Raw genomic sequence first — 21,620 nt, 5'->3', positions numbered from 1 at the left:
TTGTTTCTCTTTTTTTGTTTGGGGGTTTGTTGCGGGCGTTGCGCCGGGCGGGGGGCGGGCCCGCCTCTCCCCCCCCCCCCCCGCGCTTCCAGTGGCTCAGAAGGCCGCTTCGTCGAGCTCCATGATGTCGTTGTCGACGTTCTCGACGGTGACGCGGACCGCGGTGAGTAGCGGAAGCATGTTCTTCGCGAAGAAGCTCGCGACCGCGACCTTGCCCTCGTAGAAGGCCTTGTCGTCGCCGGTCACGCCCTCATCCAGCTTGGCGATGGCGATCTCCGACTGGCGCAGCAGCAGCCAGCCGATCATCAGGTCGCCGACGGCCATCAGGAAGCGCACCGAGCCCAGGCCGACCTTGTAGAGGTCCTTCGGGTTCTCCTGCGCGTTCATCAGGTTGCCGGTGAGCGAGGCCGCCATGCCCTGGACGTCCTCGAGCGCGGTCTTGAGCAGTGCGCGCTCGGCCTTGAGGCGGCCGTTGCCGGCCTCGGAGTCGATGAACGACTGGATCTGGCCCGCGACGTGTGCCAATGCCTGGCCCTTGTCGCGAATGATCTTGCGGAAGAAGAAGTCCTGCGCCTGGATGGCCGTGGTGCCCTCGTAGAGCGAGTCGATCTTGGAGTCACGGACGTACTGCTCGATCGGGTAGTCCTGCAGGAAGCCGGAACCGCCGAAGGTCTGCAGCGACTCGTGGCCGAGGTTGGCGTAGGCACGCTCGGAGCCGACGCCCTTGACGATCGGCAGCAGCAGGTCGTTGACGCGGTGGGCCAGGTTGGCGTCGGCGCCCGAAACGATCTGTGCGGCAACGGCATCCTGATGCGACGCGGTGTAGAGGTACACGGCGCGCAGGCCTTCTGCGTACGCCTTCTGGGTCATCAGCGAACGCCGCACGTCCGGGTGATGGGTGATGGTCACACGCGGAGCGGCCTTGTCGGTCATCTGCACCATGTCGGCGCCCTGCACACGCTCCTTGGCGTAGTCGAGGGCGTTCAGGTAACCGGTCGACAGCGTCGAAATGGCCTTGGTGCCCACCATCATTCGGGCGTGCTCGATGACGTCGAACATCTGGGCAATACCCTTGTGGACCTCGCCGACGAGCCAGCCCTTGGCTGGGATGCCGTGCTGGCCGAAGGTGACCTCACAGGTCGCCGAGGCCTTGATGCCCATCTTGTGTTCGACGTTGGTGACGAAGGCGCCGTTGCGCTCGCCGAGTTCGCCGGTCTCCGGGTCGAAGTGGAACTTGGGGACGAAGAACAGCGACAGGCCCTTGGTGCCGGGGCCGGCGCCCTCGGGGCGGGCGAGCACCAGGTGGAAGATGTTCTCGGTCATGTCCTGGTCGGCGGAGGTGATGAATCGCTTCACGCCGTCGATGTGCCAGGAGCCGTCCTCCTGCTGGGTGGCCTTGGTGCGGCCGGCGCCCACGTCGGAGCCGGCATCGGGCTCGGTGAGCACCATGGTGGCGCCCCATCCGCGCTCGGAGCAGATTGCGGCCCACTTCTTCTGCTCGTCGGTGCCGTTGTCGTAGAAGATGTTCGCGAAACCGGAGCCGGCGGCGTACATGAACACCGGGGGATTGGCGCCGAGGATCATCTCGCCGATCGCCCAGTACAGCGAGCGGGGTGCGGGCATGCCGCCGAGTTCCTCGGCGACGCCCACCTTGTCCCAGCCGCCTTCGATGAGGGCGTTGTAGGACTTCTTGAAGCCCTCGGGGATGGTGACGCTGTGGGTGTCGGGATCGAAGACCGGCGGGTTGCGGTCGACGTCGGCGAAGGACTCCGCGATCGGGCCCTCGGCGAGGGACTTGACCTCGCGGAGCATGTCGACGGCGGTCTCATGATCCAGGTCGCCGAACTCCCCCGACTCGAGCACCTTGTCCAGTTCGAAAACCTCGAAGAGGTTGAACTGGAGGTCGCGCATGTTGCTCTTGTAGTGGCCCATTTGTGGATTCCTATCTGACGCGGGCTGAACTGGTCCCGTGCGGCGATCGTCGCTTCACTGCTTGGCTGGAGAACTCGAGGGCAAACGGTGTGAGAGCAGCACCGATCGACCCTAAGTTACTGGCCGGTAACCTCAAGAATACCCTGCCGGGTTCTGGTCGACAACCCGATGGTTTGTGACCGTGCTGACTTTTGCAAGCAGCTGAAAGCGGCGCCATGTGGGGTGCCGGAGCTGCGGGGCTCCGTACCCTCGATCGCATGTCCACTGCAGACCTCGTCCTCGGCTGTATGTACTTCGGCACGCGTACCGACGGCCCCACCTCCCGCGCCATCGTCGAACGATTCCTCGAGCGCGGCGGCACCACCCTGGACACCGCCGACTGTTACGCCTTCTGGGCCTCCGGTACCGGCGCCGGCGGGCAGAGCGAGGAGATGCTCGGACGGTGGTTCGCCGACAACCCCGGCGTGCGCGACGAGGTCGTGCTCGCCACCAAGGTGGGGCCCGAGCCGGTGCCGGGCCGCCCGGGGGAGGTTGTCGGGCTGGCCGCCGATGTGGTGACGCGGTCGGTACGGGCGAGTCTGCGCAGGCTGCGCACCGACCGGATCGACCTCTACTGGGCGCACCTCGAAGACCGCGCCACCCCGATGGCGGAAATCGTCGCCACTTTCGGCGGGCTCGTCGCCGACGGGACGGTCGGGCGGATCGGCATCTCCAATCACCCCACGTGGCGGGTCGAGCAGGCGCGGGCGCTGGCCGCGGTCGCGGGCAGTGAGCCCTTCACTGCCCTGCAACCCTCGACGTCGTATGTGCGACCGCGTCCGGATGCCGCGGTGCCGGGTAAGGATCACCGGTTCGGGTTCATGACGGATGAGACGATCGACTACGTCACCGAGCATCCGGAGTTGGAGCTGTGGGCCTACAGCCCGCTCATCCAGGGCAGCTATGACCGCGCCGACCGTCCGTTCCCCGAACCCTACGATCACCCAGGAACGACCCGCCGTCTCGCCGAATTGGCCTATGTGGCAGCAGAACTCGGTGCGACGCCGGGTCAGGTGGTGCTCGCCTGGCTGCTCGGCGGCACGCCGCCGATACGTCCGATTGTCGGGGTGAGTTCGGTCGCCCAACTCGACGAGGCCCTCGACGCGGCCGAACTAACCCTCACCGACGATCAGCGAGCCAGGCTCGACGCTGCCGTGTGAGGGTGCTGGGCGGTGTGCGGGGGACAGCGCTACGCGAGCCGAAAGTGCTGGGGGAGCACAAAAGTGGGGGAGGAGTGGTTCGTCCCCCACTTTCGCGTTCTTCGGCCGGAAACTGCTGGGGGACGAATCAGTAGGTGGGGGAAGAACTCCGGCGGCGCAAACCTGTGGTGCAGCCGTTGTCGTCCAACCCATCACACGGTCAGTGCCGACCGCAGATAGGCCAGGTCGTCCGGGATGCCCTCGGCGGGGGTCTCCAGGATGACCGGGGCGTCGGCGGCGGCCGCGACCGCGGCCAGCACCTCCGGATCGATGTGTCCGTCACCGAGATTCGCATGCCGATCGCGGCCGGAATCGAATTCGTCACGAGAGTTGTTGAGGTGTACCAGGTCGATACGACCGGTGATCGCCCGGACGCGTTCGACGAGGCCGACGAGATCCTCACCTCCGGCCCAGGCGTGGCAGGTGTCGAGGCAGAAACCGGCCTGGTCGAAATCGCCGACCGACTCCCACAGCCGATCGATCGCCTCGAGGGTGCGCGCCATGGCGTGATCGCCACCGGCTGTGTTCTCGATGAGGATCGGAACGCCGAACCCGCCCTTGTCGACCTGCCGGTCGAACAGCTTCCGCCAGTTGGCGAAGCCCTCGGCGGCATCGTCGTTGTCCCGGAGATGACCACCGTGGACGACGAGTCCGAACGCTCCGAGATCGGCAGCCGCGGCGGCCTGCTGTTCGACGGCCTTGCGTGACGGCATCCGCAGCCGGTTGTTCAGGCTGGCCACATTGATCTGATAGCTCGAATGCACGACGACGTCGATCGGTGACTCGCGGATGGCTGCCGCATCATCGCGGGGGACCGGCTTGTTCCACTTCTGCGGATCGGTCACGAACATCTGGAAGACGTCGATCCCGAGATCGGTCGCGGTGGCCAAGGGGTCGTCGTCCTCGCGCAGATGGGCTCCGATTCGCATGGTTCTCACCCTAGGGTATGTCTCCCATTGCCCTTTGCGGGTCTTGGCGGCTCGTTTCGACGGAGCTCAACGCGGCGGATTGCCCCCTGGCTGCGTTGTCGTCGGTCACAACGGCTCCGCTATTACTCGCCGTCGAGGCTCGCACCTCGCACCTCGGGACGACGCCTCCTCCGCCTTGCCGGAGAACAATCGATGCCGCCGATCCCTCGCAGAGGCAACGGAAGAGACACCCTGGAGTGCGGTGCCGACCGCTGATCCTCGGGCCGACCGCTGATCCTCGGGCCGACCGCTCATCTGCGGGCCGATATGGACACGGCGTGAACTGCCCGGTCAGTCGTTCGGTTCGGTCTCGATGGTGATGGGAACGCCCGACGCGATCAGCAGACGGCACGGTGCCTCGGTGTCGTGATAGAGGTTCAGCCACTGATGGCCGCCGCCCTTGGTGTACACGGATTCGAGCGCGCGGTCGAGGCGTGCCTCGGCCTCCCTGGTGATGATGTACCGCTGATCGCCGTATCGCAGGAATCTGTTCGGCATCGTCGACCTCCCTACCGGACCCGGGCCCACTGACTGTGACCTCTACCACTCTCGAGTCTAGGAGGTTTGGGTGTCGAACGGAGAACAACGCGTGTCCGAACGCGTCGAGAACACCAGATGTTCATTAGGCTGACGTTGGGTGACGAGCGGGAAACGGAATTGGTGAGGGGCTGGGGCTTGAGTATCGACGAGACGACGGGTCAGGCCTCGCGGTTCCCCAGAGCGCGGTCGGCGACCGAGGATTCGGTATCCGACGACACCAGATCCCATGACGTCAGACCCGATAACCCCGTCCCCGGCGACTCACTGCCCGACAACCTCGTGACCGACGATTCCGCTGCCGACCCCGTCGACCTCGAACCGGTCCTCGACGACCTCGCCGCGGCCGCCGAGATGGAGGCCGAACCCGAGAAGCGTCGGGACCTCACCGTCGTACGCAGGGTCGCACTGATCGCGTGGGGCCTGTTCATGGTCTGGCAGGTCGTCCAGTACGGCCTGGCCTTCGACCGCACCCGGTTGATCATCCTGCTGTGCCTCGGTCTCATCGCGGCCAGCATCGGACGCCGACGAACGATCACGGTCTTCCTCGACTGGGCGCCGTTCGCGCTGATCCTGCTGCTCTACGACTGGACCCGCAACGTCGCCCAGCTCATTCAGGTGCCCGTCGAATGGCATCTCGCGCCGGATGTGGACAAGGCGATGTTCGGGGTCGTCCCGACGGTGTGGCTGCAGGAGCACCTGAAACAGCCGTCGGCGCCGTGGTGGGAGGTCATCACCAGCGTCGTCTACATGTCGTACTTCGTCGTTCCGTATGCGGTGGCGGCGGTGTTGTGGCTGCGGGACCGCTCGGCGTGGCGTCGGTTCGCGATCTGCTTCGTCGCGACCACCTTCCTCGGGCTGGTCGGGTACACCCTGATTCCCGCGGCCCCGCCCTGGGCGGCAGCACGATGCACCGCCGCCCAGGTCGCCGACGGCCCGCGCGAAGCGATCTGCATGACCAACCCGGTGGCCACCGAACCCGGTGGCATGCTGGGGCCGATCGACCCCTCGTATGCCGACGCCGCGCCGTATGTGGAGCGCATCTCCCCGCGCGGCTGGGAATTCCTGCATATCCACGTCGCATCCGACCTCATCGAGATCGGTCAGGGGAAGTCGAATCTCGTCGCCGCGATTCCGTCCCTGCACGCCGGGTTGACGATGCTGCTCGCGCTGTTCATGTGGCCGCGGGTCAAGGCGCTCGGCCGAACACTGTTCATGGGCTACGCCCTCGCGATGGCGTTCACGCTCGTCTACACCGCCGAGCACTACGTCTTCGACATCCTGCTCGGGTGGGCGCTGGCCGGCGCGGTGGTACTCGTGTACCAACTGATCGATCGCCGCATCGTCGGGCCGCGCAACGCCCGGAAAGCCGCCGAACGCGACGAGGCGGCGGACCCCGACGCGGAGTCGGCGCACCGGGAGACCGTTGCCGACGCCGACGTGGCCGATGGTGTGCCGCCGGGGGCTTCGGTCTCGCGATCCGGATAGCCTCGGGGGCATGCCGATCGTCAGACGACCCCAGCGACAGCGGTGGCTGCGCGTCGTCGTGGTGATGCTGCTCGGTGTTGCGGTGGCGCTCATGCATTCGCTGATCGCCGGCACCTCGACAGCCGGCTCGCGGGACGGATCGACGCACTCGGTGGCATCTGCTCAGACGGCACCGTCCATGGCGACCGCCGGGATGCACGAGCACACCGACCAGGCGCACCTGAGTGACGGCGACCACTGCGTCCTCGGACATCACTGCGTATCCCTGCGGGGTGACGACGTCCCGCTGCCGCCGGTGATCCTGCTGATCCTGGTCTGGGGTTTCGCGGCGCTACCCGTCCTGATGGGTATCGCGCCGGCACTCATCGGCCGGCTGGGGCGTCCACCCCCGTGGGCCCATCCCACCCATCTGACGCTTTCGGTGATCCGCTGCTGATGGACGGCGTAAGCCCTCCGACAATACGTATCAATCACTCGCACAGGAGTTTTCAGATGTTCACCATCAACCGCACCCGACTGACGGGTGCTGCCCTCGCAGCCTGCGCAGCCCTGATCGTCGCGGGCTGCTCGTCGTCGGACGAGACCGCGACACATCCGAGCGGGGCACACGCCGGTCACATGAGCGGCGCCATGGATTCGGTGACGTCGTCGCCGGGCGCCTCGGCGCACAATCAGACCGACATCATGTTCAACCAGATGATGATCCCTCATCACGAGCAGGCCATCGAGATGGCCGAACTGGTGCCGAGTCGCACCGACAATCCTGCGATCCTCGCTCTGGCAACGCAGATCAAGAATGCCCAGCAGCCGGAGATCGACCAGATGACGGCTCGCCTGCGGTCCTGGGGGATCGCGGTCGACGACGATGCCGATGACGACATGGGCGGCATGCATCACGGATCCATGACGGGTTCGAGTTCGGCCATGGGCGGCATGATGAGCGATGCCCAGATGGATGCCCTCGAGGACGCCCGCGGGCAGGCCTTCGACACCCTGTGGCTGCAGGGGATGATCACCCATCACCAGGGGGCCATCACGATGGCCGATCAGGAACTCGCCGGCGGGGTCAACCCCGAATCACGCGAGCTGGCAACGCAGATCAAGACCTCGCAGCAGGCCGAGATCGACCAGATGAACGCACTGCTGGGTCGCTGACGCAGCACCTGCGGTTCTGTCTGCCGCTCGGCAGGCGGGACCGCAGGCCTGGCGACATCAGTTGCGCCGCAACGGCAATCGCATCAGATACACCTGGTATCCGTATGACACCGAATAGGTGAAATACAGGGTCGGACCCGACGTCGACCACGGATGGATGAAGGGCGCGTATCCGGAGTACGGGTCATTGCGTGAGACGACGAGTTCGCCCGCCGACCACGGCCCCTGCGGGCTGTCGGCGGTGCGCAGCATGACACCCGGTTCGGTCTGGACGAGCGCCACATACTTACTCAGGTACGAATTCCACGCCACCGACATCTCACCGGTCTTCGGCGGCATGATCGGCGTCGACGCCCCGGGATTGCGGGGGACCCAGCGGCCACGCGAAAAGTACTCGTAGGCACCGAGATTCTCGATCTGCGATGCCGGTACCCGAGCCAGATAGACTGCACCCCAACGACTGTCGGGAGTGCCATACTGGTAGACGGTGTCACCGACCTTCAGATACGCCGACATCTGGAACTTGACGTTGCCGCCCGTGTTCGGCCGATAGGTGTCGGTCCGGTGCCAACTGCGCCCATTGTCGGAAGACACCGCCAGGCCGGAGAAGTTGGTCACCCAATGGCTGTCGGCGACCCAGCGTTTCACCGACATGTAGTTCAGATACTGCCTGTTGCCCACGGCCACGCCGGCGGTCGGGATCAGGGTGATCTCGCGACGCAGATTGGGTTTGAGCAGTCTGCTCGCATAGCCGGGTGGCCCGGTGTGCCCGGTGAACGTCATCCCGTCGGCGAGGTTGCGATCGGTACTGCGCAACAGCACATTCGACCGCCAATGGAACAGCGACCCGTGCAGCAGTGACCACCCATTGAAGGATTGCGTGTCACCGAAGGCGGTGAGGATCTCGCCGCGGCCGTTGTCCCACATGATGCCGAGGTCGGTGCCGATGATCTGATATCGGCCGACCGTGTCGTTGATGGCCCCGGGACCGGTCAGCCGGCCGACCATCGACGCATTTCCGGCCGCGTAGTCGGCGGCACCGGCCGGTGACGCGACGGCCAGGCCCGTCGTCAGTGCCGCCGCGGTGACCACGATCGTCATGGCGGTCCGAATTCGGGACAGGCGAGACCGGAACATGTCCGGGACCTTAGCAAAAGCTGTGAGCCGACGTCGGGGCCGCGACACCGGACCCGCGCGGTCCCCGCGCGATCACTCGGTGACGAAACGCGCGTGCAGATCGTGGCTGGTGAAGTCGATCTCGGCGGCGGAATTGTTCACCGCGGTCACCATGCCGGTACCCCACATGCCCTTCGAGTCGTAGAGCCCCGCGGTCGAAGCGGAGATGCCGTCGTGTTCGGTATGCGAATCGGCCTCCACGCCGATCCACTGACCTTCGGGCAGACGCGACAACGCCACCGTGAGATCGCAGTTGATGAAACCGATGCCCGTCGAACCCCAATTGGCCATCAGGCTGGTCGATTCCGCGGCCGTCACCGCGCGCGCGAACGGCGTGATCGGCTCGCCGAGGACGGCGGGAGCGGCGCGCGACCAGCGACGTTTCCGTGCCCCGTTCTGGTGTCGCGACATCTCCGTATCCCACCGGCCGACGGTGCCGTCGGGCGCATCGTGCGACCACAACGTGGTGAACGCTTGCGGATCGTCCGAGTCCAGCGCGGCGTCACGGGCCGCATCGGCCTCCGGCGGAACGAACGTGATCGTGTCGGGTTGCCGTTCCCACCGGTCACCGGGTGGATTGTGCGACTCGCGCAGAAACACCGTCGTCGACCTGGCGACGACGACACCGTCGTCGCCAGTCCCCGGATTGTCGAAGAACTGCACGACGTCGAGTTCGGCGACGCGGATGCGACCTCCCGACCGGATGAGCCGGCCACGCGTGATCGTGGGGACTTCCCGCGCTGCCCGGAACAGGTCGATGGTGAAACGGGCGGGACGAAAACCGGGTTCGGCGAATGCCGTCTCGACGCGGTGTGCGGCCAATGCGCAGACCGCCGGGCCGTTGAGGGTGCCGGGCGCCCATAGGCTTCGGGCGAACGGGGTCGGCATCACCCGGTCGTCGGACTCGGTACGGAAGAAGGCGATCGGCGTCACGCTTTCTTGTCTACCGCCACCCGTTTCGGGTGATTCTCCCGGGGGCGGGCCTTTGGACTCAACCTGGCGGCTTTGAGTGCCCACCGCATGTCACGCGGGATACGCTTCGGCCATGACATTCGGTGTGTACACCAGACAGATCCCCGACGAACTCATCGGTGCGGTGAGATCAGCGATCATCGCGACATCGATTCTCGGCATCGTGCTGGGCATCATCGCGGTCGTCTGGCCGAGCGCGACCACCATCGTGCTGGCCGTCCTGTTCGGCATCTCGCTGATCATCACCGGCATCTTCCGCATCTACCAGGCCTTCGCCGCCACGTTCATCGCCCCCGGATGGCGCGTCCTGCTGGGCATCCTCGGATTCGCGATCCTGGTCCTCGGCATCATCGCGCTGTTCCATCCGGGCAATGCGGTGTGGCTGCTGGCGCTGTTCATCGGTGTCGGCTGGATCTTCCAGGGCGTCGGTGACCTCTACGCCGCGGTCACCAAGTCCGGGCACGCACCGACCTGGTTCCTCGTCCTCTCCGGCATCATCGGCCTGCTCGCGGGCATCGCGATGATCTCCCTCGGCGGAGTCGGCGTCGACTTCCTCGTCCTGATCGGCGGCATCTTCCTCATCGTCATCAGCATCGCCTCCCTGCTGACCCTGCCGAAGAAGGTCGACGCCTCGGTCTGAACCGCAACGTCGCCAACAACCCGTAGACGAAGCGGGCCGTCACCGAGATCTCGATGACGGCCCGCTTCGCGTATGTGAGTGCAGGTCTCTCAGCCGTACCAGGGCGCAATCGGATTGCCCTGCCACCGGGTGTGGGCGGGCACCACGTCGCCGCGCATGACCAGCGACGCCGGACCCACCGTCGCTGATGCACCGAGCCCCGATGCCGGCAGTGCGACGCAATGGGGGCCCATCGTCGCGCCGGCCTCCAGGGTGACCCGGTCGATGGCCATCACCCGGTCGTGGAAGAGGTGGGTCTGCACCACGCAGCCCCGTTCCACGGTCGCGCCGTCGCCTAGGGTCACCAGATCGGCCTCGGGCAGCCAGTAGGTCTCACACCAGACGCCGCGGCCGATGTGCGCGCCCAGCATCCGCAGCCACAGGTTGAGGATCGGGGTGCCGGTGGCCGCGTTGGCGAACCACGGCGCGGCGACGGTCTCGACGAAGGCGTCCGACAACTCGTTGCGCCACACGAACGAACTCCACAGCGGGTGCTCGGACACCACGATGCGCCCCACGACCAGCCACTTCGCCGCGGCAGCGATGCAGCACGCCGCCGCCCCGGCCACCAGTAGGATCAGCCCGCTGACCAGACCGGCAATGAGATAACTCGTGTGGAACGCGACGTACTGCAGACCCAACAGCATGAACAGACCCAGACCGAAGGACACCATCACCGGGATGAGTCGCAGTGTCTCGATCGCCGAGCGCGCCACCTTGAGCCGCATCGGCGGATCGAAGGTGCGGGAGGTGTCGGCTTCCGAGGCGGTACGACGCAGCCGCACCGGCGGACTGCCCAACCAGCTCGACCCGCTCTTCGCGCGGTCCGGAGCGGCCGAGAGCACCGCGACCAAACCGTTCTTGGGGACCTTGCGGCCCGGGCCGGTCATCCCGGAGTTGCCGAGGAATGAGCGTTTGCCGATCTTCGCGTCGTCGATGTAGAGCCAGCCGCCACCGAGCTCGTAGGAGGCGACCATGGTGTCGTCGGCGAGGAAGGAACCGTCGTCGATCGTGGTGAACTTGGGTAGCACCAGCGCCGTCGAGATCTCGGTGCCCTTGCCGACCTTGACGCCCAGAATCCGGAACCACCACGGCGTCAACAGACTTGCGTACAGCGGGAACAGGTAGGTGCGCGCGGAATCGAGGAGCCGCTCGGTCATCCACACCTGCCAGCCCACCCGCGACCGCACCGGGTGATAGCCCTTCGTCATGCCGATCGCGAGCAGCCGGACCAGCACCGCGGTGATCACCGCGAACGTGCCGAGACTCACCAGGGTGGCGGCCGGGATCAGGATCAGGGCGCGTTCGGCGACGTCGCGCAGACGATTCGCGTGCAACGCCCACGACCCGATGACCACCAGGCCGGCGCCGAGGGACACCAGCGGGATGGCCGCGAGCAGCAGCGACGACAGTCCGTAGGCCGGAACCCACGCGGTCCGCCGCGGCGGCCGGTGCGCCGGCCACCGATGCTCGGCCTTACCCACCTTGACCGCCGGTGATCCGGCCCAGTGCTGTTCCTTCTTGACGCGGCCGAAGACCGCCGAACCCGGCGCGACCTCCGCGTCACGCCCGACGACCGCGCCGGGTGCGAGGGTGGAGCGGGCGCCGACCGTTGCGCCGCGCTTCACCTCGACCGCACCGATGTGAACGACGTCGCCGTCGATCCACCACCCGGACAGGTCCACCTCGGGTTCGATGGAGGCGCCCTCGCCGACGGTGAGCATGCCGGTGACCGGCGGGATGGTGTGCAGGTCGACGCCCCGGCCGATGTCGGCGCCGAGCGCCCGGGCCAGGTAGATCATCCACGGCGCGCCCGACATGTTGGCGGCGCCGGCGGCCTCGAGGAGTCGTTCGGCGACCCACAGTCGCAGGTGCACACCGCCACCACGCGGATAGGTGCCGGGTTGCACGCCGGCCAGCAGGACGCGCGCCCCGAGAGCCGCGATGACCATCCGGCCCGGGGGAGTGATGAACACCAGGAACGCGACGAGCACCACCCACCAGTTCACCTCGACCAGCCACGGCACCGTGACGTCGAGTCGGCGTGCCGCCCAGGCGCCGACGTTGTTGGTCACGCCCAGCCACGTCGCCCATTGCAGTCCGGTCAGGGTGGTCAGCGGCACCGACAGCAGGATCTGCGCCACGCCGGTCGACCGCGGTGTCGGGGTGACCTCGCGCTCGGTGATGACCGTCGTCGGCGCGATGGTGTCGAGCATGCGGGCCAGGGCCCCGAGGCGCGGATGGTCGTAGAGATCGGCGACGGTGATCGCCGGGTAGCGTTCGCGCAGCGCGGTCACCAATTGTGCCGCCGACAGCGATCCGCCGCCCTCGGTGAAGAAGTCGGCGTCCGGGCTGGTGATCCGCGCGCCGAGAACGTCGGTCCAGCGCCCGGCCAGCCACGCCTCGGTCGGCGAGAGATCGTCGGCGTCGTCGTCATCGGCGTCCGCGGCCGCGCCGGGCAGTGGCCAGGGCAGGGCGTTGCGGTCGACCTTTCCCGATGTGCGCGTGGGCAATTCGTCGACGAGCGCCAGGCGGGGCACCATCGGCGCCGGGAGGCGTTCGGTGAGCAGGGTGTGGGCGGCTTCGACGTCGAAGTCGGGATCGGCGGAGACGAGATACCCCACCAGCAGACTGTTGCCGGCCGCGGTGGTGCGGACCGCCGCGGCGGCGCCGCTCACACCGGGCAGATGCTGCAGGGCGTTGTCGATCTCGCCGAGTTCGATGCGTCGGCCGCCCACCTTGACCTGATCGTCGGCGCGGCCCTGGAATACCAGGCCCTCGGCATCCAGACGCACGAGATCGCCACTGCGATAGGCACGTTCCCATCCCAGGCTCGGCATCGGCGCGTACTTCTCGGCGTCCTTGGCCGGGTCCAGATAATGCGCGAGTCCGACGCCGCCGATGATCAACTCGCCGATCTCCCCCTCAGCGACCGGGTTGCCGTCGGCGCCCACCACCGCGAGATCCCAACCGGCCAAGGGCAATCCGATACGGACCGGTCCCGGTCCGCCCAGCGGTGCGGCACACGCCACCACGGTGGCCTCGGTGGGGCCGTAGGTGTTCCACACCTCGCGACCCGAAACGGCAAGGCGCTCGGCCAGTTCCGGCGGGCAGGCCTCACCGCCGAAGATCAGCAGCCGGACCGCCTCGAGGGCCTCCGGCGGCCACAGCGACGCCAGCGTCGGCACGGTGGAGACGATGGTGATGTCGCGCTGCACCAGCCACGGCCCGAGGTCCATGCCGCTGCGCACCAACGAACGTGGTGCGGGCACCAGGCAGGCGCCGTTGCGCCACGCCAGCCACATCTCCTCGCACGACGCGTCGAAGGCCACCGACAGTCCCGCGAGGACGCGATCGCCGGGGCCGATCGGCTCGCCGGTCAGGAACAGTCGCGCCTCGGCGTCGACGAAGGCGGCGGCGTTGCGATGGGTCACCGCAACACCTTTGGGGGTTCCGGTGGAACCGGAGGTGAAGATGATCCAGGCGTCGTCGGTGACGGTGGGACGCACGTCGGCGATGGTCGGTGCGAGCCCGTCGGAATCCGGGTTGGTGGCATGCACCCCGAAGGCGTCGACGAGGGCGTCGATACCCGCCTCACCGAAGACGAGTTCGGCGCGCTCCTCGGGATCGTCGGCGTCGACCGGCACATAGGCGGCGCCGGCATAGATCGTCGACAGGATCGCGGTGTAGAGATCCCGCGACCCCGACGGCATCCGGATGCCGACGCGACCGCCGCGTCGCACCCCGGCCGCGGCGAGCCGGTCGGCACCGCGACGGATCACCGCGAGGAGTTGCGAGTAGCTGACGATGACGTCGCCGTCGTCGATGGCGGGTGCGTCGGGATACCGTGCGGCGGTCTCGTCGAGGATGTCGCAGAGCGTGCGCGGTGCGCTCGCCTGTGACGACAGCAGATATTGGCCGGGTATGTCCACTCTCACCACCGTTTTTAGACATGGAAGCAAGAAATATATCGCGCCCGGGACACGTGTTGACCCGGACGTGGGTGAACGCTGGGTGTCATTCGTCTCGGTGCCGGGCTCCGGTGAGTTCGGTTGCGAAACCCGCCGTAACCGCCCCGTGAGCGCCGGAGATCGGTGTAGGTTCACTTACACACTCCCGATCAGTCCACTCGGGTGGTCCGACGACGTGCCGGTACCAAGGCCGAAGGCGTCACACCGCGGCCTCCTGACACCGGCCCCCTGACACCGAACCCCGGAGGAGTCCGATGCCGATCGTGCATCATCGCAAGGCGAGCCTGCTGTCGTATCCGATCTGGCTGGGCAGCCGCATCGCACTCAAACCGCTGATGTCGCTCTGGCCCCTGGGCCGGGCCGGAATGGCCGGTCTGTTCCTCATCGACCGGACCTTCGCCGCCGGCCCCACCCCGCGCGGCGTCGTCCGTGAGCAACTCGAACTCGGCGGACGTCCGGCCGAACTGATCGTGCCGACCGGGCCGTCGCGGCGCGACTCCGACACCGCCGTCCTCTACCTGCATGGCGGGGCGTTCGTCGTCGGAGGCGTCGGCACCCACCGTTCCATCGCCGCGTGCCTGTCCAAGGCCACCGAACTGCCGGTGTTCTCCCTCGTCTACCGGCAACTGCCGGCCGCGGGCGTCGGCACCTCGGTGGCCGACACGATGTCGGCGTACCGCGAGTTGCTCACCGAACGCGGGTTTCGACGCGTCGTGGTGGCCGGGGATTCCGCGGGTGGCTTCCTGGCGGCCAAGGTCGTCGAAGGGGCAGCCGAGCAGGACCTGCCCGCGCCGACCGCGCTGATCGGGTTCTCCCCGTTGCTCGACATCGACCTCGCCGACCATCCCGACCGCAGCAGCCGCGCCGACGCCTACATCCCGCTGTCCCAGCTGCGCAAACTGGCCCCGGCGTTCCTGCGTGGTCCGCGGCCCTTCGCCGGGGCGCGCCGCATCGCCGATCTCGACCCGGAGGACTTCCCGCCGACCATCATGGTCACCGCCGAGAACGAACTCCTCGAACCCGACGTCATCCACCTCATCGAGAACCTCGACGCTGCCGGAATCGACGCAGTGGCCCATAGTTATTCGTGGCAAATTCACGCGTTCCCGGTCTTCGGTTTCCGTCACCAGGAGACACTGGAGGCGATCGAGGCCACGGCCGCCTTTGCCGGTCATGCGATTCGAGAGGCCAAGGACACTGACGACCGAGAGAACCAATGGGCCGGATGACGACGATCGGGTGGTGCCCGCCGAGGATCTGAGGCCGCCGGGTGCTCCCGACGCCCGATTCACCCTCGCCGCCGAACGCACCCTGCTGGCGTGGGTGCGTACCGCGCTCGGCTCCATCGCCGGCGGCGTGGCCATCGTCTACGTGGCCCCCGACGTCACCGATGCGATCGTGGAGACGGTTCTCGGCCTGGTGATGGTCGCGCTCGGCTGTGCGATCGTGCTGCTGGGCGCCTGGCGGTGGCGGCGCACCGACCGGGCGTTGCGTCGTGGTGAGCCGATGCCGGGGTCGAGCCAGGTGATCATCGTCGTCGCTGCCATAGTGGTGGTGGCAGTGGCGACCGCGGTGGCGATCGTCGTGCAGAACTGACCCCAGTAGTACGAGGAGTGCACGTCCGGTGACCAATCATCAGTTCCAGAGCGCCGCGCAGGGCTTTTCGCGTGGCATGGTCACCGTCGGCGCCATCATCCTGATGGTCTGCGTCGGCTTCCTGACCTACACCTGGTGGCGCGACGGCCGTTGGGTGTGGGTCGCCCTCGGCATCATCCTCATCCTGGTCAACATCATGATGGTCTTCATGACCTACCGGAAGGCCAAGCTCACGCCGCCGCCCGGCGATCACGACGACGACCCCGAGGACTGACGATCCCGCCCCGTCGAGTGGGCGCCCTTTCCCGTCGAGTGTGCGTCGTTTTGCGTCGAGTGGGTGCCCTTTCCCGTCGAGTGTGCGCTCACGCCCCGACTGCCGGGCAGCACTCGCGGGTCTGCTCCTCCCCGGCGAACTGGGTGCGGTACAGCTCGGCGTAGCGCCCGCCCTTCGCGAGCAGCGTCGCGTGGGTTCCGCGTTCGACGACGCGGCCGTCTTCGAGCACCGCGATCTGGTCGGCGGCGCGAATGGTCGACAGCCGGTGGGCGATGACGATCGACGTCCGGCCTTCCAGGGCCTCGCCGAGCGCCGCCGACACCGCGGCCTCCGACGTCGAGTCCAGGTGGGCGGTCGCCTCGTCGAGGATCACCACCGACGGCCTCGCGAGGAGCAGTCGCGCGATGGTCAGCCGCTGGCGTTCACCGCCGGAGAGCCGATATCCGCGTTCGCCGACGACGGTGTCGAGGCCGTCGGGCAGTGTCGCGACGAGATCGTCGAGTCGGGCGCGGCGCAACGCTGCCCAGATGTCGTCGTCGGACGCGTCCGGGCGTGCCAGACCCAGATTGGCGCGGACGGTGTCGTGGAAGAGGTGACCGTCCTGGGTGACCAGGCCGACGGTGGCGTGCACCGACGCCGACGTCAGGTCGCGGACGTCGATGCCGTTGAGCCGCACCGATCCCTCGTCGACGTCGTAGAGTCGGGTGGCCAGCGAGGCGATCGTCGACTTCCCGGCGCCGGAACTGCCGACGAGGGCGAGCATCGATCCGGCCGGGACGTCGAGGTCGATGTGATGCAGCACGGTGCTGCCGCCCCGATTGTCCAGTTGCGCAACCTCTTCCAGCGAGGCGAGGGAGATCTTGTCCGCGGACGGGTAGGCGAAGGAGACGTCGTCGAAACGGACCGTGACGCCACGGGTCTCATCGGTGTGCGGCACGGCGATGGCGCCGGGCTTGTCGGCGATGAGGGGCGCCAGATCGAGGACCTCGAAGACCCGCTCGAAACTGACCACCGCAGAGGAGATCTCGACGCGGGCGTTCGCCAGGGCGGTCAGCGGTGCATACATCCGGGTGAGCAGCAGCGCCAGCGACACCACCGCACCTGCGGACAGGTGCTCGTGCACGGCGAGCCATCCGCCGAGGCCATAGACCAGGGCGAGGGCCAAGGCGGACACCAGGGTCAGTGCCGTCATGAACACCGACTGCAGCATGGCGCGTCGAACTCCGATGTCACGCACTCGATCCGCGCGGTCGGCGAAGGCCGCCGATTCGGTCTCCGGTCGTCCGAACAGTTTGACCAGGGTGGCGCCGGGGGCGGAGAACCGTTCGGTCATCTGCGTCGACATGCCGGCATTGTGTTCGGCGGCCTCCCGGGACAGCGCCGACATCCGCCGGCCGAGTCGTCGCGCGGGAATGACGAAGACCGGCAACAGGATCAGCGCCAGCAGGGTGATCGGCCAGCTGATCGCGAACATCACGCCCAGGGTGAGCGCCAGCGTGACGGCGTTGGAGACGACCCCGGACAGGGTGTCGCTGAACGCGCGTTGGGCGCCGATGACGTCATTGTTGAGGCGGCTCACCAAAGCGCCGGTGCGGGTGCGGGTGAAGAAGGCCACCGGCATCTGTTGGACGTGGTCGAAGACCGCGCGACGCAGGTCCAGGATGAGGCCCTCGCCGATGGTCGCCGACAGCCAGCGGGTGATGACCGACGCCAGCGCCTCGGCCACCGCGATCACCGCGATGAGCACCGCGACGCCGACGATGGCCGGACCGGCCCCGGCGTCACCGGCGGTGATCAGGTTGACGACGTGGCCCGCCAGCAGCGGGGTGACGACGGTGAGAACCGCGGTGAACACCGACAACACGAGGAAGGCGACGATGCGGCGCAGGTGCGGACGCGCGAAGCCGCTCACCCGTCGCAGGGTGGTGCGGCGGTCGGCGCCTCCGTTCGACCCGGTCGGTGCGGTGCCGGTCCGGTACATCATGTCCCAGGCGACGGATTCCATGCTCATGACGACGAGGATAGAACTTCAAGTGAACTTGAGGTCCAGCTCGCCGGGAGGTGGGTGTAAGGGGTCGAGTCTGTGCGTCTCGTCACCCGATGAGTACGTTGGATGTCGATCAGACGACAGTGATCGGAGCGCACCGGCACTCGAGACCGGGCCGTTCCGCGAAGTGAGGCGGCGCCATGGCACAGCAGTTGAAACTCGGATTCAAGGCGTCGGCCGAGCAGTTCGATCCCCGCGAGCTGGTGGAGATCGCGGTCGCGGCCGAGGAGCACGGCATGGATTCGGTCGCCGTGAGCGATCATTTCCAGCCCTGGCGCCACAACGGCGGGCACGCCCCGTTCTCGCTGGCGTGGATGGCCGCGGTGGGCGAACGCACCAAGCGGGTGCAGATCGGCACCTCGGTGATGACGCCGACCTTCCGCTACAACCCGGCCGTCATCGCGCAGGCCTTCGCGTCCATGGGCTGCCTGTATCCGGGCCGGATCATGCTCGGCGTCGGCACCGGCGAGGCCCTCAACGAATACGCCACCGGATTCCAGGGGGAATGGCCGGAGTTCAAGGAACGCTTCGCCCGGCTGCGCGAGGCCATCCGGCTGATGCGCGAACTGTGGACCGGTGACGAGGTCGACTTCGATGGCGAGTACTACCACACCCAGGGCGCCTACATGTATGACGTTCCGGAGCAACCGATTCCGGTGTACGTGGCCGCGGGTGGACCGGTCGTCGCACGGTATGCCGGCCGGGCCGGCGACGGTTTCATCTGCACCTCCGGCAAGGGGGCCGAACTCTACACCGAGAAGCTGATCCCGGCGGTCAAGGAGGGTGCGGAGAAGGCCGAGCGTGACTTCGACACAATCGACCGGATGATCGAGATCAAGATCTCCTACGATCCGGATCCGCAACTGGCACTGGAGAACTGTCGGTTCTGGGCGCCCCTGTCACTGACCGCGGAGCAGAAGCACAGCGTCAACTCGTCGACGGAGATGGAACGCCTGGCCGACGAGTTGCCGATCGAGCAGGTCGCCAAGCGCTGGATCGTCGCCTCCGACCCCGACGAGGCCGTCGAGAAGGTGAAGTTCTACACCGACGCCGGCCTGAATCACCTCGTCTTCCACGCGCCGGGACATGATCAGCGTCGTTTCCTCGACAACTTCGAGTCCGATCTGGCCCCGCGCCTGCGGAAACTGACTGTCGCGGAGTGATTCTCTGACGCCACGTGCGGTGAATCTTCCGGCCCTCGCCGCGGCCACCACCGTCGCGCTGTGGTCCCTGTCGTTCATCGCGATCCGTTCGGCCGGAGAGGCGTTCTCGCCGGGGGTGCTCGCCTTCGGGCGACTCGCCATCGCGGTCGTCGCGCTGGTGGTGCTCGCCGCCGTCGTGGCACGAGGATCGAGTGGCGCGGCGTCGAACCCGTTCGTGCCACCGCGCGGCCGATACCTGGCACTGGTGATCGCCTACGGCGCAGCGTGGTTCGGGGCCTACAGCGTGGTGCTGAACTGGGCCGAACAGCACATCGACGCCGGAACCGCGGCATTGCTGGTGAATTTTGCGCCCATCCTGGTCGCCGTCTTCGCCGGACTCTTTCTGGGTGAAGGATTCTCGATGCGGCTGGTGGTCGGGATCGCCGTCGCATTCGGCGGCGTCGTCCTCATCACGGTGGGTGGCGGTGACACGCACGCGGACTGGCTGGGCGTCGGACTGGGGCTGCTCGCCGCCGTGCTCTACGCGACCGGCGTGCTGGTGCAGAAGGTGGCGCTGGGCACCGTCGACGCGTTGACCGCGACTTTCTGGGGTGCGATCGCGGGTCTCGTCGTCACCCTGCCGTTTGTTCCCGCCGCGATCGGCGAGGTGGCCTCGGCCTCGGCCGCCGACATCGGCTGGATGGTCTTCCTCGGTATCGGCCCGACCGCCATAGCCTTCAGCACGTGGGCCTATGCACTGGCCCGCACGTCGGCGGGTGCGATGGCGGCCACCACGCTGGTGGTGCCGGCCCTGGTCATCGTGTTGTCCTGGCTGCTGCTCGCCGAGGTGCCGACACCCCTTCGGATCGTCGGCGGTGTGCTGTGCCTGGTGGGCGTCGCGCTGACACGCGGGCTGCTGCGGGTGCCGCTGCGGTGGCGTCGGGTAAGTGTGGAGCAGCCGGTCGATGGTGGTCAGGCCGTACGCGCACCGAGTTGTGACAGTTGACGGAACTGTGGGCCGACTTGCGGTAATCGTTTCGGCCCGCCTCGCTTTGGCGAGGGCGGGCCGGACTTCTATCAACCTTCCCGCATAGTTCTACAAAAGACATGACCATGAGCGACCGCGACCGTGTCGCTCACGAATTGGGTGTCACGGGCTTGGCAAGGCTCTGCCGCTCTGGCGGTGGCCGTCGGCGAACCCGCCGATCCGCCTCACCGGTCGGCGGGCGTCCCGTCGTCGAGAATCAGTTGCAGGAAAGCGAGATCCAGCCATGATCCGAACTTCGTACCGACCTCGCGCAGCGTCCCCACGCGGGTGAAGCCGAGTCGCTCATGCAACCGGATCGACCCGGTGTTGGCGGCATCGATCCCGGCGACGACGACGTGCACGCCGGAGTTGCGCGCCCGATCGAGCAGGGCCGCCATCAGATCGGTGCCCAGGCCGCGACCCCGTTGATCCCCACGGACATACACTGAGTGCTCGACGGTGCGGCGGAAGCCGTCGTGGGGGCGAAACGGGCCGTAGGTGGCGTAGCCGAGGACCCGCTCCGCGTCGGGATTGGCCGGGTCCGGTTCCACGGCAACGAGAACGGGGAATCCGGCGGCCCGACGGTCGGCGATCCATGCGCGGCGGTTGTCGGCGTCGACGAGGCGCTCGTTCCAGATTGCCGTGGTGTGTGCGACGGCGTCGTTGTAGATGACGGTGATGCCCTCGGCGTCGAGGTCGGTGGCGTCGCGGATGTCCATGGTGGGGCCTCTCAAGGTAGATCCGGTGTCAGCGCGGTCGGGAAACTTTGTGGAGCACAACAAGATAACGACACGCTTCGGTGGTGGACGGATTGTGGAATCGGCATGGGGACGGCGCGCCGAGTGACAGGCAGTCGCCGGTGTGGAGTTCGTGGGTCGCTGATCCCTCGTCGAATCTGAGCGTGCCGGCCAGGACCCAGATCTGCTGATCGATGAAGCGATACGACTCTGCGGGGTAGGAGACCTGTGAGCCGGGTGGGAGATCGACCTCGACGAGTTCGAGATCGTGTGCGGCGGAGGGGGATATGGCTCGTCGGCGGTATCCGGTGTCGGGGTCGGTCCAGGTGGGTTGTTCGTCCCGACGGGCCAGCCGCGCCTCGGAATTCTCGGCGCGGGCGATCAGCTCCGAGAGTGTCAGGCCCAGGGCGTTGGCGAGTTTCGCGAGCAGCGCGGCCGTCGGCTGGGCGTCTCCGCGTTCGATCTTGGTGATCATCGCGCGCGAGACGGCCGACTCGGTGGCCAGGGTGGCGACGGTCATGTCGCGTTCGAGGCGGGCGCTGCGGACCGCGTCGGCGATGGCGGTGGTCAGCGCGGTCGGCGCGGCGGGTCCGTCGGGGGGCATGCGGCGAGACTACTATGATCGACACCTATGCGTACAACAGTGACATGACTGTGACGTCGTGCGCGGCGCATCACCCC

Annotated in this window: 19 protein-coding genes; 10 read left to right on the top strand and 9 right to left on the bottom strand. The window is 67.3% G+C overall.

Annotation, left to right across the window (positions count from 1 at the left end):
* Window positions 1-96: 96 nt before the first annotated feature.
* Window positions 97-1,932: an acyl-CoA dehydrogenase gene (locus ACWETB_RS21175; protein ID WP_449742416.1), complete on the bottom strand. Its 1,836-nt coding sequence runs from the start codon at window positions 1,930-1,932 to the stop codon at window positions 97-99.
* Window positions 1,933-2,189: 257 nt separating this feature from the next.
* On the opposite strand from ACWETB_RS21175, the gene ACWETB_RS21170 reads away from it, so the two are divergent.
* Window positions 2,190-3,131 (top strand): aldo/keto reductase, encoded by a 942-nt coding sequence (locus tag ACWETB_RS21170; protein WP_452213432.1) that lies wholly within the window; start codon window positions 2,190-2,192, stop codon window positions 3,129-3,131.
* A 191-nt stretch (window positions 3,132-3,322) separates the two neighbouring features.
* Here the strand turns inward: ACWETB_RS21170 and ACWETB_RS21165 are convergent, their stop codons facing one another.
* Window positions 3,323-4,099, bottom strand: coding sequence for a deoxyribonuclease IV (locus tag ACWETB_RS21165; RefSeq protein WP_449742414.1), 777 nt, complete (start codon window positions 4,097-4,099; stop codon window positions 3,323-3,325).
* Window positions 4,100-4,429: 330 nt separating this feature from the next.
* Window positions 4,430-4,636 (bottom strand): hypothetical protein, encoded by a 207-nt coding sequence (locus ACWETB_RS21160; RefSeq protein ID WP_449742413.1) that lies wholly within the window; start codon window positions 4,634-4,636, stop codon window positions 4,430-4,432.
* A 177-nt stretch (window positions 4,637-4,813) separates the two neighbouring features.
* On the opposite strand from ACWETB_RS21160, the gene ACWETB_RS21155 reads away from it, so the two are divergent.
* Genes ACWETB_RS21155 through ACWETB_RS21145 form a run of 3 tightly spaced genes read left to right on the top strand, consistent with a single transcriptional unit; the run spans window position 4,814 to window position 7,318 of the window.
* Entirely contained in the window at window positions 4,814-6,163 is a 1,350-nt protein-coding gene (locus ACWETB_RS21155; RefSeq protein ID WP_452213430.1) for a phosphatase PAP2 family protein, read from the top strand.
* Between the two features lie 10 nt (window positions 6,164-6,173).
* On the top strand, window positions 6,174-6,599 hold the full coding sequence (locus ACWETB_RS21150) for a hypothetical protein (RefSeq protein ID WP_449742411.1): 426 nt from the start codon (window positions 6,174-6,176) through the stop codon (window positions 6,597-6,599).
* A gap of 56 nt (window positions 6,600-6,655) precedes the next feature.
* Window positions 6,656-7,318: a DUF305 domain-containing protein gene (locus ACWETB_RS21145; protein ID WP_449742410.1), complete on the top strand. Its 663-nt coding sequence runs from the start codon at window positions 6,656-6,658 to the stop codon at window positions 7,316-7,318.
* A 57-nt stretch (window positions 7,319-7,375) separates the two neighbouring features.
* Here the strand turns inward: ACWETB_RS21145 and ACWETB_RS21140 are convergent, their stop codons facing one another.
* Both ACWETB_RS21140 and ACWETB_RS21135 read right to left on the bottom strand, forming a co-directional pair.
* Entirely contained in the window at window positions 7,376-8,419 is a 1,044-nt protein-coding gene (locus tag ACWETB_RS21140) for a DUF4185 domain-containing protein (RefSeq protein WP_452213427.1), read from the bottom strand.
* A 108-nt stretch (window positions 8,420-8,527) separates the two neighbouring features.
* Window positions 8,528-9,427: an acyl-CoA thioesterase domain-containing protein gene (locus ACWETB_RS21135; protein ID WP_449742408.1), complete on the bottom strand. Its 900-nt coding sequence runs from the start codon at window positions 9,425-9,427 to the stop codon at window positions 8,528-8,530.
* A gap of 112 nt (window positions 9,428-9,539) precedes the next feature.
* Between ACWETB_RS21135 and ACWETB_RS21130 the strand changes: the two genes are divergently transcribed.
* Window positions 9,540-10,106, top strand: a complete 567-nt coding sequence (locus ACWETB_RS21130) for an HdeD family acid-resistance protein (RefSeq protein WP_449742407.1) — start codon at window positions 9,540-9,542, stop codon at window positions 10,104-10,106.
* Between the two features lie 89 nt (window positions 10,107-10,195).
* Here ACWETB_RS21130 and ACWETB_RS21125 read toward each other — a convergent pair whose 3' ends face one another.
* Entirely contained in the window at window positions 10,196-14,086 is a 3,891-nt protein-coding gene (locus ACWETB_RS21125; RefSeq protein WP_452213425.1) for a Pls/PosA family non-ribosomal peptide synthetase, read from the bottom strand.
* 284 nt (window positions 14,087-14,370) lie between these two features.
* Between ACWETB_RS21125 and ACWETB_RS21120 the strand changes: the two genes are divergently transcribed.
* Genes ACWETB_RS21120 through ACWETB_RS21110 form a run of 3 tightly spaced genes read left to right on the top strand, consistent with a single transcriptional unit; the run spans window position 14,371 to window position 15,986 of the window.
* The gene (locus tag ACWETB_RS21120; RefSeq protein ID WP_452213423.1) at window positions 14,371-15,345 is read left to right on the top strand and encodes an alpha/beta hydrolase; all 975 of its coding nucleotides are present in this window, start codon (window positions 14,371-14,373) and stop codon (window positions 15,343-15,345) included.
* 13 nt (window positions 15,346-15,358) lie between these two features.
* Complete coding sequence (locus tag ACWETB_RS21115; RefSeq protein WP_452213421.1) at window positions 15,359-15,712, top strand: YidH family protein; 354 nt, start codon at window positions 15,359-15,361, stop codon at window positions 15,710-15,712.
* 28 nt (window positions 15,713-15,740) lie between these two features.
* On the top strand, window positions 15,741-15,986 hold the full coding sequence (locus ACWETB_RS21110) for a hypothetical protein (RefSeq protein ID WP_452213419.1): 246 nt from the start codon (window positions 15,741-15,743) through the stop codon (window positions 15,984-15,986).
* An 88-nt stretch (window positions 15,987-16,074) separates the two neighbouring features.
* Here the strand turns inward: ACWETB_RS21110 and ACWETB_RS21105 are convergent, their stop codons facing one another.
* Complete coding sequence (locus ACWETB_RS21105; protein ID WP_452213417.1) at window positions 16,075-17,997, bottom strand: ABC transporter ATP-binding protein; 1,923 nt, start codon at window positions 17,995-17,997, stop codon at window positions 16,075-16,077.
* A gap of 176 nt (window positions 17,998-18,173) precedes the next feature.
* Between ACWETB_RS21105 and fgd the strand changes: the two genes are divergently transcribed.
* Together fgd and ACWETB_RS21095 are read left to right on the top strand one after the other, a co-directional pair.
* Window positions 18,174-19,196, top strand: coding sequence for a glucose-6-phosphate dehydrogenase (coenzyme-F420) (gene fgd, locus ACWETB_RS21100; RefSeq protein WP_449742402.1), 1,023 nt, complete (start codon window positions 18,174-18,176; stop codon window positions 19,194-19,196).
* A gap of 19 nt (window positions 19,197-19,215) precedes the next feature.
* On the top strand, window positions 19,216-20,181 hold the full coding sequence (locus tag ACWETB_RS21095; RefSeq protein WP_452213414.1) for a DMT family transporter: 966 nt from the start codon (window positions 19,216-19,218) through the stop codon (window positions 20,179-20,181).
* 206 nt (window positions 20,182-20,387) lie between these two features.
* Here ACWETB_RS21095 and ACWETB_RS21090 read toward each other — a convergent pair whose 3' ends face one another.
* Complete coding sequence (locus ACWETB_RS21090; RefSeq protein WP_452213412.1) at window positions 20,388-20,921, bottom strand: N-acetyltransferase family protein; 534 nt, start codon at window positions 20,919-20,921, stop codon at window positions 20,388-20,390.
* A 28-nt stretch (window positions 20,922-20,949) separates the two neighbouring features.
* Complete coding sequence (locus ACWETB_RS21085) at window positions 20,950-21,543, bottom strand: helix-turn-helix domain-containing protein (protein WP_449742400.1); 594 nt, start codon at window positions 21,541-21,543, stop codon at window positions 20,950-20,952.
* Window positions 21,544-21,620 lie beyond the last annotated feature (77 nt).

The organism is Gordonia sp. NPDC003950 (assembly GCF_053605205.1).
Note: the sequence above shows the minus strand (reverse complement) of the source record. Positions and strands in the feature narration are given on the sequence as shown.